This is a genomic window from Wolbachia endosymbiont (group A) of Anomoia purmunda, from assembly GCF_947251545.1.
In the GTDB taxonomy this organism is placed as follows: Bacteria; Pseudomonadota; Alphaproteobacteria; order Rickettsiales; family Anaplasmataceae; genus Wolbachia.
The window spans coordinates 711,175-725,205 of record NZ_OX366362.1 but is presented as its reverse complement, the minus strand read 5'-3'; the positions used below and the strand labels follow the sequence as shown (position 1 = coordinate 725,205).

The window sequence follows — 14,031 nt, the reverse complement described above, 5'->3', positions numbered from 1 at the left end:
GCGTCAAGCACTGGGATGACACCATTTGTTGTAAACTCACTTTTACTCTATGGTTATACTACCTTGCCGCTATCCTGAACGGATACGCGGAATAAGTGCCAAGAAACCAGTGCCCAGACGCTAGGATTGGTATAACGTAGTATACTATGAAAAAGGATCTTATGTCTTAAACCTTATCACCAGGCTTAACAAATAGGTGGCCCAATACTATTAACTTTATGGGTTTACCTTCGTTATTTGCTACTATCCAAACCCCATCGCTCTCATGATCAACAATTTCTATTGGTGCAAATATTACATAATTATTATCATCAATAATCTTTATTCCAAGAGCACCTTCGTCACTTAAGCTCAGGGCTGAAGAAGGAACTTTATATGCAAATCTTTCGCCTGAAGGTAGCCTTACGTTGGCAGTTATTCCCTGCAAGGATATCATTTTATTATTAGTTACCTTTACCTCTACCCTATAAGACCCAGTTTTAGGCTCAGCAATTTTACTAATAAAACTTACTTCACCTGCCAATTCTTTTCCGTCCAGCAAATTAATTTGAGCTGTGCTGCCTAGCTCTATTTTATTTACTTCATTTTCCGAAACGTATAACACTACAAGAATTTGATCGAAATTAACCACGTCAGCTATTTTTTGCCCAGCATTAACAAAATCCCCTTCGTTTGCATTGATTTTATCAATATAACCATCTATAGGAGATGTGACTGCAGTATTTTCTAAATCCAATTCTAGCCTTTTTAGGTCAGCTTTTGCACTTTGTAACGCAGTAAAAGCTACTTCTACTTGTATTTGTGCTCCATAGCCTTTTTTATTCAGTTTGTGAGAGGAATCATACTCAATTTCACGCTGCTTTAATAAAGCTTTGGCTTTCTGAGCTTGCTCAATCCTGTCATAATCTTCTATCTTTAACACTACATCATCTCTTTTTACCTTTTCACCATCAGGTAAATAAATAGCAATAATCTTACCACTTATTTTTGAGACAAGGCTAGCTCTATGTAAGGGATTTACTGTACCAGAAAAATTTAAATATATAGTGCGGTTTTGCGGCGCACATTCTTGAGTTTTTACTGAAAAGCTACTAGTTGCATTATCACTATGAACCGCCTGATCTTTTTTTAAAAATGCACTGCTGATAAAAAACAGTAGAATAAAAGCAATACTGGAAATGATGATTACTTTATTTCTCATCTTTAAACAATAGAATTTGTTGACCAATCTTGTTAGAAACAACTGCATAAATTTTCGAATCAGAAATGTAAGTATAATACATGCACCATTGTCACTCCATAAATAATTTTATATGAGAACAAACACAAGATTTTCCTACAATAAGTAAGTTTTTTATTGCAAAAATGCAATTTTGAATCGAATAAAAATGTAAAATTGCAAATAAAGTTGTGCATAAGACTGAAAATTTCCATCAAATGATATTATGGAAATAAGAATATAAAGTTATTGTAACAAAACTCAGTATATTAGTATATATTTAAATAGAGTTTTAACGCTCCACTAAACGGATACCCAATTGTTCAACACTGTCTATTTCAATTTGTAAAGTGTCCTTTATAAATTCATTAGCCTGTCCTATGCTCATCGTAATTATATATTTATTTTCTTGAATACGTGGTAAATAGCTACATCTATGTGAGTCTAAAACTTCAATAAATTTGCTGCGATCATCTTTATAGTGAAAAATTACATTAACACCCACAGCTTCTTTTTCATTATATTTAATATCAATTTTTGGTTTATGGCCATAATTTGCTCCAATAATTCTTCTTATTGAGTGTTCTGTTGCAATTTTTATTGTTTGAGGACTGCAGTCTGAAATAGGCACTGATTTATAATTATGAGCAACTACTTTAGCATAAACCGACTGGCTTTCTAATTTATCTGAGTATTTTTCATTATATTCTTTTACCCTTTTAAAATGTCTTTCATATTGAGTCAATCCATCTTTTCCTTTTTTCTCCATCCTTTTCAAGAATTTCTCTACAGGCTCTTGTTTGGCTGGGATAATTTTGCGTATAAACGGAATTTGTTTTTGCAAGCTCATCCAATATGGTAGGCAAACAACTTTTGCATCTTTCGAAAATAGACCTTCTAACTTTTTCACTGCATTGTATAAGTTTGCTGATTCTGGTTTATAATGCCCACTATTATTGTCTATATAAATTATCTTACCATTTACCACTTTTATTAAACCAGAACATAAAACTGGCCTACCACCTGCAAGAGTTGAATGACGATAAGCCCATTCGCTTTCATTAACATTAATATGTTCATGAGTTACTAAGTTTCCATCAAGCGTGATCACATAAGCTACACAACCTTTTTTGTCCTTACTAATTTTATCAGTTGTATCATATAGTTTGCCTTTTGAGTCGTATAATTTTAGTTCCCCATTTTCTTCATTAGCAGATCTTGTTTGATCAGTCTGTTCACCTAAAGTAAAATACTTAACCCTTGTATTAGTTCCAGGGATTTTTCTTCCTTCAACTCCAACTTCTGAAAAAAAATTATAGCGTGAAAAAAAATATGTAAATTTACTTTCTATCCAGTATAAAATTCTTCTTATAATACCAAAAACTTTTTTGTTACCTAAATCAATAAAGAGTTGCTGTTCTTTTGGTACTGTTTTATGATTGAACTTTGTACCAGATTTGCCAAATTCTTTGGCAGCATATTTAAACTTTTTTAGTAAATAGTCCTTACGCTCTTTTGATACTAGCATTTTTACTTCACTAACTACACTAACTATTATTTTATATCACTTTAACAAAAAATCAACCCCTCCTTAGTATATTAATAATTAGACAAGCTATATATAAATATTAAAAAAACGTGAATCTTGCTTGTGTTAATCACAAACGCTAAAGCTAGATCTATACCTCTTCCCATAATAATCTAAATAGTGTAAAAAAGGAATATGGGAATAAGGAGGTTAATGTGCCAGCAGCATATAGTTACAATTTAAAAGGATTTTTCGAAATGGCGCAATTTGTCTTCTAATTCAACTATTTTTGCTTTCAGGCTATCATTTTCTGTGATCAGCACTTTTATTTCTTCCTTGAGATTAGCGTTTTCTGCTACAATCCTTTCTTGCAGCACTGTTATCATTTACCCATTCCATATTTAGCTTCCTATTTCTTTAGTATCCGTTCAGCGGAGCGGTAAAATAAAAAGTAGACAAGGAGTGCTAAAAACATATCACGTTTACCTGAAGCAATTGGAGCTTCTCGAGTTGCAAAAAATATTTTGAAATCTGAAAGAATAATGTGGAATTTTTTATATGACCCAGAAAACATTCCGCTGACAAACAACCATGCTGAACAGCAGATACGGCATTATGTCGTTTATCGCAAAAATTCATATTTTACCCAATCGAAGCGGGGAAATGCATTCCTTAAACGGATAATTTCGTTATACTTAACATGGAAACAAATGGGTCTCAATCTTTTCCAAAACCTCTTATCTATCGTCTCTCACACCACTTAGCTGAACGGATACCGCTGCTTGTTAGCGGATGAGATACCGCGGCGGTTGTAAGTTAAAAATATGTTATAAAAGAAACAAGAGGGAAGATAACTCTACTCACTATAGGAATAGCGGGCGTGTGCGACCGACGCGGCAACAACCGTTCATATCAAGGTACACTAGCCCCATCCCTCGATACGTTTGAATAGTTGTGTGATATGCACCCGTTTACAATCTTAAATCAATAAACTATCGAGGTTATCATGCTATCAAAATTTTATTGGCATTGACATCGGAAAATTTAAAAATGTTGTTGCAATTCACGAACAGAAAAATGCTGTCGAATTTGACAATAATGCTTCTGGTTGGCAACAATTGTTTAAAAAGTTTTCAGACATTCTACCTAATTCTTTAGTAACTTTAGAAAATACAGGAAATTGGCTTATCACATTTTCTTATTGACAAAAATATTGCCGTGCATCGAGCTAATACTCGTAAAGTAAAAAGCTTCATCTTGTCACACGGAACTTTAGCAAAGTCCGATAAATCAGATGCAAGGGCTCTTGCTCAATATGCGCCATAGAACTCTCTCTCTCCCTACTTTTGAAAAGCAATCAACCTTGGTTGCACTTTGCCAACGTCGTTACGCAAATGAGAGTTCAGGAAAAATGTAGACTGGAAGCACCGGCATATAAAAGAAAGCTGTCAAAAGACCATCGAGTTTTTCGATAGTCAAATAAACGAACTCAATAATACTATACAAAAGATTATTGACGAAAGCCATGAATTACAACAACGTCAAAAAATCCTTAAAACAGTTCCTGGCAAAGTTATCACAAGATTTTCTGTGTTTAATGCCAGAGCTTGGTTACTTAAACAGAAGAGAAGTAGCAAGTCTTGCCGGAGTTGCACCTCATCCTAGGGAAAGTGGTAAAACTGCTGGTTATCGAAGGATTATAGGTGGTAGAAGTAGTGTCCGTAAAAAGCTTTTTACAGCTTCCATGGCCGCTGCAAGATCTAAATCTGCACTTGGTGCTTTTTACTCTGATCTCATTGGTAGAGGTAAAAAGAAAATGGTAGCTATAACGGCTCTAATGCGAAAAATCATAGTAATTGCAAATGCAAGACTTAAAGAAGCAGTCAATGTGAATATTTAAAAATTTACATAGCAGTAACTGAAATGAGTTAATGAATATTGTGAATAAACACAGACTTAAAGTACTTATTCACATATTCATTGGTTTAAGCAGGAATTGTTGTAGTAGCTGTTTGATATAAATTCTATTTCTATGACAAACGGGTTTTTATTGCCCATATGAAGTTGCAATTGCACAAATAAAAAATTTTTAAAAAACATAGTTGATATGACGTAGGGGTTGCCGAGAACTTGTCATTCCAGTCTGGAATCTAGTTCTTATTGTACATTCACTTGGTGTAGAGTTAAGTTTCCTGGATCCCAGTGTCTGGGCACTGGGATGACACCTCTGGGCACTGCCGTCATAAAGGAACCAGTGTCAGCTACTTGAATACATACCACCATGTCATTCCAGCGCGTGACGCTGGAATCTAGTAAACCTCTGGCTATATTATGTCATTGCCTTCTAAACTACTTGGTGATTCTAATACAACTGATTGGTCTGATTCAGATGATGATTGTGTTGGCTCATCAGACCCAAACAACCATGAAAAAAAACCACCAAAAAATGATGCAATTAATGAAAAAGGCTTCATAAGTATACTAAACAAACTACCAAAAAAAGAGCTCGGCTGTTCTTCTGTTTGTGCAGGTTCTGTGGGAGCAACAGGCTCTACACCTTCAGCTTTTATATCAGTTCCTTGTCCTGCACTGGTAGTCCCCTGTGGTGTACCAGCATCTTCCTCTGGATCTCCTTCATTATCTGTCGATGATTCATCCACTGGATTAGCATCGTCAAGTTCTTTTGCGGCTTTTTTAAATAGAGCTTTTATTTCTTCGTTAGTAGTTAATTTTAAGGGAGTATTTTCATCTTCATCTTTTATATCAACGGTTGCCTTTGCTTTTATTAGGGCGTCTACTATTTCTTTGTTGTTATTTTGAGCAGCCCAATGTAAAGGAGTCCTGCCGCGGCTATCTACTACATCAACCCCTGCCCCTTTATCTAATAGCATTTCTACTATCTCTTTTTTTTCGTTATATTGAGCAGCTAAATGTAGAGGAGTCTTTTTTCCATATTTACCTTCTATATTAACATCGATTCCATCTTTTTCCAATAGGGCTTCTACTACCTCTTTATGGCCCTTTTCAACGGCCCAATGTAAAGGAGTCCATTCTGTAAGTTTATCTTTTTTATTAACATCGATTCCTTCTGCTCCCAGTAGAGCGTTCAATACATCTATATCTATGTTGTCCTTTTTAACAGCTAAATGCAAAGGAGTCCTGTTATCTCCATCTTGTGCGTTAACATTGATTTTTTTTGCTCCCAGTAGAGCGTTCAATACATTTATATCTATGTTGTCCTTTTTAAGAACAGAATGTAAAGGAGCATCTTTATTCTCATCTGCTAAATTAACATCGATTCCATCTTTTTGCAATAGGACTTCTACTACCTCTTTATGGCCCTTTACAGCAGCCCAATGTAAAGGAGTCATGTTATCTCTATCTTGTGCATTAATATTGATCCCATTTACTTGCAGTAGGGCTTCTACTACCTCTTTGTTGTTATTTCGAGCAGCCAAATGTAAAGGAGTCTTTCCATTTTGATCTGTTGCATTAACATTTGCTCCTTTCTCCAATAGAGCTTGTACCTCCTCCTCATGACCCTTTTCAGCAGCAGCCTTAAGTAATTGAGCTGTACTTTGTAATAGAGTTTTTATTTCTTCGTTAGTAGTTAAATCTAAGGTAGTGTTTCCCTCTTCATCTTCTGCATTAACATTTGTCCCTTTGTCCAATAGAGCTTGCACCACCTGCTTATGGCCATTTTCAGCAGCGAAGTGTAAAGGAGTCTCTTTTTATCATTTTGTACATTAACATCTACTCCTCTCTCTAATAGATCTTTTACTGCTTCCAACTTGCCAAGCCTAGCAGCCAGATGTAAAGAGCTCTTGCAATATTCAGCTTCTTTTTTTTGTAATAGAGTCAACACATCACGTTCCATAGAATAATTGACACCATCAACATATGCTCCATTATCTAATAGAACTTCTACTATATTAAAATGACCATTTTTAGCAGCCCAATATAAAGGAGTATACAAATCTTCAACTGCGTTAACGTTTGCTCCTTCACTTATTAGACGCTTTACTTCACTAATATCACCACTTTTAGCAGCCTCAAGTAATTTATCTGTGTTTTGCAATAGAGTTTTTATTTCTTCGTTAGTAGTTAAATCGAAAGGAGTCTTTCTACCTTTATCTACTGCATTAACATTTGCCCCTTTGTCCAATAGAGCTTCTACTATCCCTTTATGGCCATGTGTAGCAGCCAAGTGTAGAGGAGTCTGTTTATTACTACCATACGCGTCAAGTTAAGAAGCAAGGGTAAGAAAATTCAATGAACTTAAGGTGGATACTCTAGTTTTTCTATATCTATCTTTCACAGAAAATTGTGACCAGTCTGTGGTAAGTTTTTTCAGGAAAATTCTCAAATTATTAATTTTACTGCTTAACGCTAAAAACAACTCCCTAATCCTTCTTTTTAATTCAATGAATGCCTTTGTTAAACTCAGCTCTGTATTCTCTTTCAGTTTTATACAACCAACTATTCCATGAAATATAAGAATTGCGCACAATTTAGCGTATAGTTCACATAATACTCTGTATGGTTTTCCTTTAAGTTCGTCAAGCCTGATGTGACTCTTATACAATTTAAATAATAATTCAATCTGCCATCTTACCCTGTAAACTGTTAATACTTGTTCAGCGCTGATTTTACTCTCTGGAACGTTAGTTATGAATATCGACCAATCCAGCAATTTTTGATTCTTTTGAGAAGATGTATATCCATGTGATTTTGCTAACTTATTAGCCCTTCTTCTTCTAATTATAGACTGTTCTTCAGTTAATTTTTGACATATAATTCTCACTTTAATTTTTACTTCTTTTCCTAATAGCACTTCCATCTCTAGAAGGGATTGACCTTCTAAACATTCCAACAACTCTATTTTTTGATTTGTTTCTATATCATATATATTGGTATCAGACTTATAACGACTAACAAAATATGCACCTGCTTCATCAATCTGTTTAAAAGAACTAGGCACAAAGTAGCACAAATCAAATATTAGCAAATCATTGGCTGATAAACCGTTCAGATAATCCCTATAACCTTGATCCGACCTTATTCCTTCTATTAAATTTAACTTATCTAGCGCTTGGTTCAGGTAATCAAAGACTAACTGCAGCTTTATTCCTGATTTGGTATTACTCTCACAATCTCTATAGCTACTCCCATATCCTTTGTACATATCTTCCATGCTACTGGGCAGGCTAATATAGCTACTATCCAATAGCTTAATGCTTCTAAATTGCTTCAAAATTCTGCAATCAACCTGTAAGCTGTTTTTAAATAAAACTAAAGATTCATTATACATTCTTTTCATAAATTCCACTGCTTCTTCAGTAAATCTAAAATCCAAACCCTGTTTTGTAATTTCTATCGAGTCTTCATTTAGCAATTGGCACATTGTTTCTATGCTGCAATCACCAACTCCTATGTTACCAAAAACCATAGCTTTTATGAATGATGAGCCATTAAGTTTTCTCTTTCTTTTTATAAAACCTACTGCAATTGATATTTCGTCTGCTTTTTCATTAAAGAATTCATTGAGGTCTTTTGATAAGCAAGCTATTCTGTCCATTGTAAGTTCTCTCATTCACATATCCAAGAGAACTTATACCTTATTCTTTTCCTTCACTCTATCAATTTTACTTACACTTTTCCTTAACTTGACGCGTATGGTTTATTACTACCCTCTGCATTAACATTTGCCCCTTTATCCAATAGAGCTTCTACTACCTCTTTATGGCCCCTTTCAGCAGCCGAATGTAGAGGAGTCCTTTGCAACGAATCCGTTGCATTAACATTGATTCCATTTACTTGCAGTAGGGCTTCTACTACCTCTTTATGGCCCCCTTCAACAGCCAAATGTAGAGGAGTCTTTTGCGACGAATCTGTTACATTAACATTGATCCCATTTACTTGCAGTAGGGCTTCCACTACCTCTTTATGGCCCTTTTCAGCAGCTAAATGTAAAGGAGTCTTTTGCGACGAATCTGTTGCATTAACATTTGCCCCTTTATCCAATAGAGCTTGCACCACCTGCTTATGGCCATTTTCAGCAGCCCAATGTAAAAGAATCTTTTGCAACCAATTTGTTGCATTAACATTGATCCCTTCTACTTTTAGTAGAGCTTCTACTACCTCTTTATGGTTATTTTCAGCAGCCCAATATAGAGGAGCCTGTCCAATTTGATCTGTTGCATTAACATTGATCCCTTCTACTTTCAGTAGGACTTCTACTATCTCTTTATGGCCCTTTTCAGCAGCCCAATGTAGAGGAGTCTTTTGCCACAAACCTGTTGCATTAACATCTGCTCCTTCACTTATTAGACGGTTTACTGCATCAATATCACCTCTTTTAGCAGCCTGAAACAAATCATCTATACTTTGTGAACTACTCATCCTACACCTCTTTGTAAAACTATATTGTTATGATAAAGCCGTTAATAATCTATGAGCTCTCACCCCCTGTAAAATTATATTATCATGATAAAGTCATTAATAACCCATGAGCTCTATGTTCCTGGATCACGTAAATAATGCCCGTGTTTTTCAGTACATTTGAGCCGGCTGTACATAAGAATTGCAATTGTAGAACATGCTATTGTTAATAGTAAATTTGGTAAAATACCATAGCGAAAAAATTTTCCTACTATATATATTCCAATAGCCCCAAACATCATATTGCAGAATGAGAGAACTGCACTACCAAGCCCTATACCTTTGATCGTTTCTAAAGCAGAAGTTACGTTATTGCTGATTACTAATGCAAGTCCGATATTAGCTGGAATCCAGGCAACTTGAAGAATGAATATGTTCAACTTGTCCGCGAAATAAAAATATACCAATAAACTATCGGATATTATCGGTAACACCAAACCTATTATTAGCATTTTGCTCACCCCTATTTTCGGCACATACCTTCTATTAATTAAAGTTCCAATTATGTAGAATATGACTATGATCGATATGAGGTAGCCAAAATACTGTACTTCAATGCCCATCGATTCAAATATGAACGGGTAGTTAGCAATGTATGCCCAAAGCCACATGAAAGTTAATCCATGAATGGCTGAAAACCCAAGGAAACGATAATTTCTAAATATTGATATATATTGCTTAAGGATATTAACAATCACATTAGTTGTATTTTTATTCACAGTGAGTGTTTCTTGTAACTTAAAGTAGATAAAAATAAGCATAGCAATTGCTGCAAGTGACATAATAAAAAACAAAAATTTCCAATGATAACCATGTGAAATTATATAACTGCCCACCACTGGAGCTATTCCAGGTGAGAGTGCCACAACCATATTTAATTTTGAAATTACTCTCGAGTATTCACTACCCGAGTACATATCCCTTATTGCTGCATACCCAACAACACCTGCAACACCAGCCCCTGTTCCTTGTATGAAGCGAATTAGTATCAAGAGCGCAATACTGTCGGCTATACAACACATGACACTTGCCAAAGTAAAAATTGTCATACCAATCAACATCATTGGACGCCTACCATAGTGGTCTGATAATGGACCATAAATTAATCCAGATACCGCAAATCCAACTAGATTTAAGCTAATTGTAAGCTGTACTACACTGCCTTCTACTTTAAAATAATTGGCAATGCTTGGTAGTGCAACTGAGTATAGGTCAGTTGCCATATCGACAATTGCTACAGACAATATCATAATAAGAGAGATGATATTTTGCAAAAAAGCTGTTTTCACTTAATGATTTATTGGATTAAATATACTTAATTATAATGTATTTTTTTCATTAGTATAAGTACAATGTTACATAGTAAACGATGTCATTCGAGTAGCGGACACTGCCCTCCTTTGTCATCCCAGTGCGTAACACTGGGATCTTAAGTTAAAAGCACGAATTTCAATATCTTACCCTTGATTACTCACTTTAAGCTTTAAGTCTTCAACAGAAGATACATTTGCCTCACTCATTACCTTTAGTGGTTCACCAAGGCTATGTTCTATTTTAGTCTCAAATTTAAAACCTAATTTTTCGCAAATTTTTTGAAAATATTCAACAATAATATCAAACAAATTCTTACCACTTACTTTGTAGTTTTTCAGCTCTTTAGGAATGGTAAGAAGTACTTTACCATCTTCATATGTTACATTTTTATCTTCACATTTCAGTTTAAACTCCGCTGAACTGCAAAAACCTGGTGTTTCGATATATGTACGATCATCATAGTTAAGCATTTTTGTATATTTCATGCTAAAACTAAGCTTTATACAATTGGGTTCACGACAATCCATAATATACTCTCTTGTCATACAGCTGCTTTGCGTTAACAAATGAAAAGATCCAAGAGCTTGACTCATATCATTAGGAAGAAAATGAGTATATCCGCCCTGATAATAGTTATTTATTAACTCCTCAATAATAGAGTTATTGGGAATTGTTGCACCAACCTGTTTAAACATTTCTGTAAAAATTTGTCTGAGAAATGGACGATAATTCCCTTTTCCGTTTTCATCCCGTAGAATTAGATTTTTATGTTTTGAATACAGATTGTTAATAAATTCGTTAGTTATTTTTTGTCCGTTAATAGCAAGGTCGTGTGTTCTATTAAGATCCTTATATGTTCCCTCACCAGAAATTACTTCGTCCCAAGTGTTAGCTTTGAAATCAGCATATTTGAGCTTCTTCACTTCAGCTTTCAACGCATTGACCATTTCCTTTGACATGTTATATCTCCTATGATTATTGTCCAGTAGAAATTTCAAATTTTGTGAAATCTTTAAAAACCCAGTCATTTTTAAGAGTATAGAAAATAGTTATAAGAAATTTCCTAGCAGTAGCAGTTATAGCTTTAGCAGAACCACGCTTCTTTTTTATATGTTCATAAAAACTTTTCAAGTAAGGACTGTAACGTACAGCAATCCAAGTACATTGAACTAAAGAAGTACGCGCTATTTTTGACCCTCGTTTGGTAATTCTTCCAATTGTACATTGCTGATTAGATTGAGAAACTCTTGGTACAACTCCAAAATATGCAGTAAGTTTCTCAGGTCTACGGAAATCATTAATGTCTCCAATTGTTGCAATAAAGACAGCTGCAGAAATTGGACCAATTCCCTTTATGCTGATAAGATTGCTGAACCCAGGAAGTTGTTTAGCAAAAGCTATAATTTCCTTTTCAAGTTTTTTAAGGCTTTCTCGGATAGCTTCTAAATGATAGCTAATCACTTCAATTTCAACTTTTTCTAAAGGCTCCCAATTATGCTTTTGAGTAGCACGCTCAAATCCTACTTTAGTTGTAAGTACTTCTTTTTTAATTTTTATTCCATGATAATTAAAAAGACCATGAACTTTATTGATTAAAGATACCCGTGACTTTACTAACTGATCTCTCGTTTGAAGAAGAGAAGCTAACTGCTGGCATTGTTTGTTTTTGCACCTTGCCTCAGGCAACATATCTTTGCTTAGAAAGAAAGCAATAGCTCGCGCATCATGCTTATCTGTTTTGTTCACAGAGCGACGAACAACTTCAAACTGTCCAGGAGCAATTATTACTATGCGTTTAACGTAAGGTGAAACTGCATCATAAAAGAAACAGCTGTTACCTGTTGCTTCTATGGCTACTTCATATGTTTCTTGAAGATCTTTGGTGAAATTATCCAAGTCTTTTAAGCGAAACGTTTGAATATGCTCAGGTTTCCCTTCTTGTAAGTAACAAGCAGTAAAACTATTGGTATGTAAATCAACTCCAATGTGACGCATATTTTTTCCTCCAATTGCATATTTCAATATATCAGAGTAGAATATTGCCGGTTGTTCCAAACTCCTATACGAGGTCATCACATTTTGTGAGCCTCACGATGATTTTCGGTGGCAGGAGCAGTTAATCTCCCCCACGAAGTCTTTTTTCTACTCCCTGGGCAGAAAGTGCTTCAGAAAAACATCCAACCTGCCACCTATCCACTCTGAGAAGTTATTATCTTCTCTTGCTTCCAACCAAGCAATACTTATTCATACCATCTCTACCATTAATACCTGTATATTAATTCTAGCACTTACTTTATTAAATTTCAATTACTAAATGAATTTATCACTTTCACTTCCGTATTTTCCAGCGAGTCACCATAAGTCACTGCTTTTAGGTAAAACTTTTTTCCCCTTTGCACTTCGAAAGATATTACTGAATCATCAAGCAGAGTAAATTTTTCACCTGCAGTCTCTTTAGTGCCTTCTTGCCCTCTAATTAGGTTGCTAAGCTTATATTTATTTTTATCTATAAGTTCAGCACTCTGGAATTTTATTACCTCTTTTCCAACCAGTGCTAAATTGCTTACATTTATAGTACTAACGTTAGTGCTTGTAAAACCCTCTTCTGTCATCCCAGTGCCCAGACACTGGGATCCAGGAGAAATATGGTCAAGCGCTGGAATGACACCATGATAAATTGCTAGTTTCCCACTTAAATAATGGTTATATGAAGAACTCAATACACCAAAACGTAACACTACTATAAGCCCCTCGTCGGTAGATTCCATTACATATCCGTAAGTAGACTGCTTGTTTGTGCTTGTAATAGGCTTATAATCCTTATCGTCACCCGAAATAAAGAGTGTTGCTCCCTTCCAATTCTTTTCCTCGCTAATTAAAGTAAAGCTTGCGCTATTACCTTTAACATGCGGTAAATCTATCATTTCTATGATGGTTTTGCTGATGTGAGAAGGAGGGTATTCCTTCAGCATAAGTGACCTTGTTGAAGGAAAAGAGAGCTTATATATAGAGTGATCATAACCAACGCCAATCACTTGAATGGACATACTTTCAAATTTTGTTTTTATAATTCTCACCGTATGCTTTTTCTCACCGTCTAAAATCGTCATTACATCACTTGGAGCAAGCCATGCATATTTTATCGGTAGCTTGAAATTGTATATATTTCTCTCTTGCCACGAAGAATAAAGTAAAACCTCAGCGATATTTTGCGCCTCTCCCTCCTCCATAATGAGCGGTATTTCAACTGTTATAGCAGCGCCTTGCTTTGGCAACTCAGCGTATTTAACATCAATTGGATAGCCAAAATTGCGGTTAAAGTAAACGATGTTAACTTTATTGTTTAAATCTAATTGACTGATATTAGCAAGTTTTGAATTGTTACTGAAAACCGTTTCACCAATTGGCATTACAGTTGTAACTCCCCTGCCCTTTTGGACAAATTTCAGTTTAGAGTCCTGTTCAACCACATCAAAAAAATAGCAACTTTGCAGCATTTTAATAATTGAACGTACGGGTTGCTGATCGC

The 14,031-nt window shown here is 35.1% G+C and carries 11 protein-coding genes and 4 pseudogenes; 3 read left to right on the top strand and 12 right to left on the bottom strand.

Going from position 1 to position 14,031, the window contains the following annotated elements; all coding sequences use genetic code 11:
* Window positions 1-166: 166 nt before the first annotated feature.
* The 3 genes from OPR57_RS03740 to OPR57_RS03730 all read right to left on the bottom strand — a co-directional run bounded on the left by OPR57_RS03740 (window position 167) and on the right by OPR57_RS03730 (window position 3,133).
* Window positions 167-1,249: an efflux RND transporter periplasmic adaptor subunit gene (locus tag OPR57_RS03740; RefSeq protein ID WP_265037443.1), complete on the bottom strand. Its 1,083-nt coding sequence runs from the start codon at window positions 1,247-1,249 to the stop codon at window positions 167-169.
* Between the two features lie 262 nt (window positions 1,250-1,511).
* On the bottom strand, window positions 1,512-2,747 hold the full coding sequence (locus OPR57_RS03735; RefSeq protein ID WP_265037442.1) for a hypothetical protein: 1,236 nt from the start codon (window positions 2,745-2,747) through the stop codon (window positions 1,512-1,514).
* Window positions 2,748-2,986: 239 nt separating this feature from the next.
* Window positions 2,987-3,133 (bottom strand): hypothetical protein, encoded by a 147-nt coding sequence (locus OPR57_RS03730; RefSeq protein ID WP_265037441.1) that lies wholly within the window; start codon window positions 3,131-3,133, stop codon window positions 2,987-2,989.
* 81 nt (window positions 3,134-3,214) lie between these two features.
* Between OPR57_RS03730 and OPR57_RS03725 the strand changes: the two are divergent.
* The 3 genes and pseudogenes from OPR57_RS03725 to OPR57_RS03715 all read left to right on the top strand — a co-directional run.
* A pseudogene (locus tag OPR57_RS03725) lies at window positions 3,215-3,511 on the top strand (IS66 family transposase); the annotation flags it as partial.
* 219 nt (window positions 3,512-3,730) lie between these two features.
* Window positions 3,731-4,647, top strand: a pseudogene (locus OPR57_RS03720) (IS110 family RNA-guided transposase).
* Between the two features lie 219 nt (window positions 4,648-4,866).
* Complete coding sequence (locus tag OPR57_RS03715) at window positions 4,867-5,016, top strand: hypothetical protein (protein ID WP_265037440.1); 150 nt, start codon at window positions 4,867-4,869, stop codon at window positions 5,014-5,016.
* A 55-nt stretch (window positions 5,017-5,071) separates the two neighbouring features.
* On the opposite strand, the gene OPR57_RS07820 is transcribed toward OPR57_RS03715, so the two are convergent.
* The 9 genes and pseudogenes from OPR57_RS07820 to OPR57_RS03675 all read right to left on the bottom strand — a co-directional run.
* On the bottom strand, window positions 5,072-6,262 hold the full coding sequence (locus tag OPR57_RS07820) for an ankyrin repeat domain-containing protein (protein ID WP_406831656.1): 1,191 nt from the start codon (window positions 6,260-6,262) through the stop codon (window positions 5,072-5,074).
* Window positions 6,263-6,436, bottom strand: a pseudogene (locus OPR57_RS07815) (ankyrin repeat domain-containing protein); the annotation flags it as partial.
* On the bottom strand, window positions 6,364-6,954 hold the full coding sequence (locus OPR57_RS03705; protein ID WP_320157506.1) for an ankyrin repeat domain-containing protein: 591 nt from the start codon (window positions 6,952-6,954) through the stop codon (window positions 6,364-6,366). The pseudogene OPR57_RS07815 and the gene OPR57_RS03705, both read right to left, overlap by 73 nt.
* Window positions 6,955-6,993: 39 nt before the next feature.
* Complete coding sequence (locus OPR57_RS03700) at window positions 6,994-8,325, bottom strand: IS4 family transposase (RefSeq protein WP_406831642.1); 1,332 nt, start codon at window positions 8,323-8,325, stop codon at window positions 6,994-6,996.
* Between the two features lie 83 nt (window positions 8,326-8,408).
* Window positions 8,409-9,149: an ankyrin repeat domain-containing protein gene (locus tag OPR57_RS03695; RefSeq protein WP_265037438.1), complete on the bottom strand. Its 741-nt coding sequence runs from the start codon at window positions 9,147-9,149 to the stop codon at window positions 8,409-8,411.
* A gap of 113 nt (window positions 9,150-9,262) precedes the next feature.
* The gene (locus OPR57_RS03690; protein WP_265037437.1) at window positions 9,263-10,438 is read right to left on the bottom strand and encodes a multidrug effflux MFS transporter; all 1,176 of its coding nucleotides are present in this window, start codon (window positions 10,436-10,438) and stop codon (window positions 9,263-9,265) included.
* Between the two features lie 207 nt (window positions 10,439-10,645).
* The gene (locus OPR57_RS03685; protein WP_265037436.1) at window positions 10,646-11,461 is read right to left on the bottom strand and encodes a hypothetical protein; all 816 of its coding nucleotides are present in this window, start codon (window positions 11,459-11,461) and stop codon (window positions 10,646-10,648) included.
* A gap of 16 nt (window positions 11,462-11,477) precedes the next feature.
* Entirely contained in the window at window positions 11,478-12,497 is a 1,020-nt protein-coding gene (locus OPR57_RS03680; protein ID WP_265037507.1) for an IS110 family RNA-guided transposase, read from the bottom strand.
* Between the two features lie 308 nt (window positions 12,498-12,805).
* Window positions 12,806-14,029, bottom strand: a pseudogene (locus OPR57_RS03675) (phage tail protein); the annotation flags it as partial.
* Window positions 14,030-14,031: the final 2 nt, after the last annotated feature.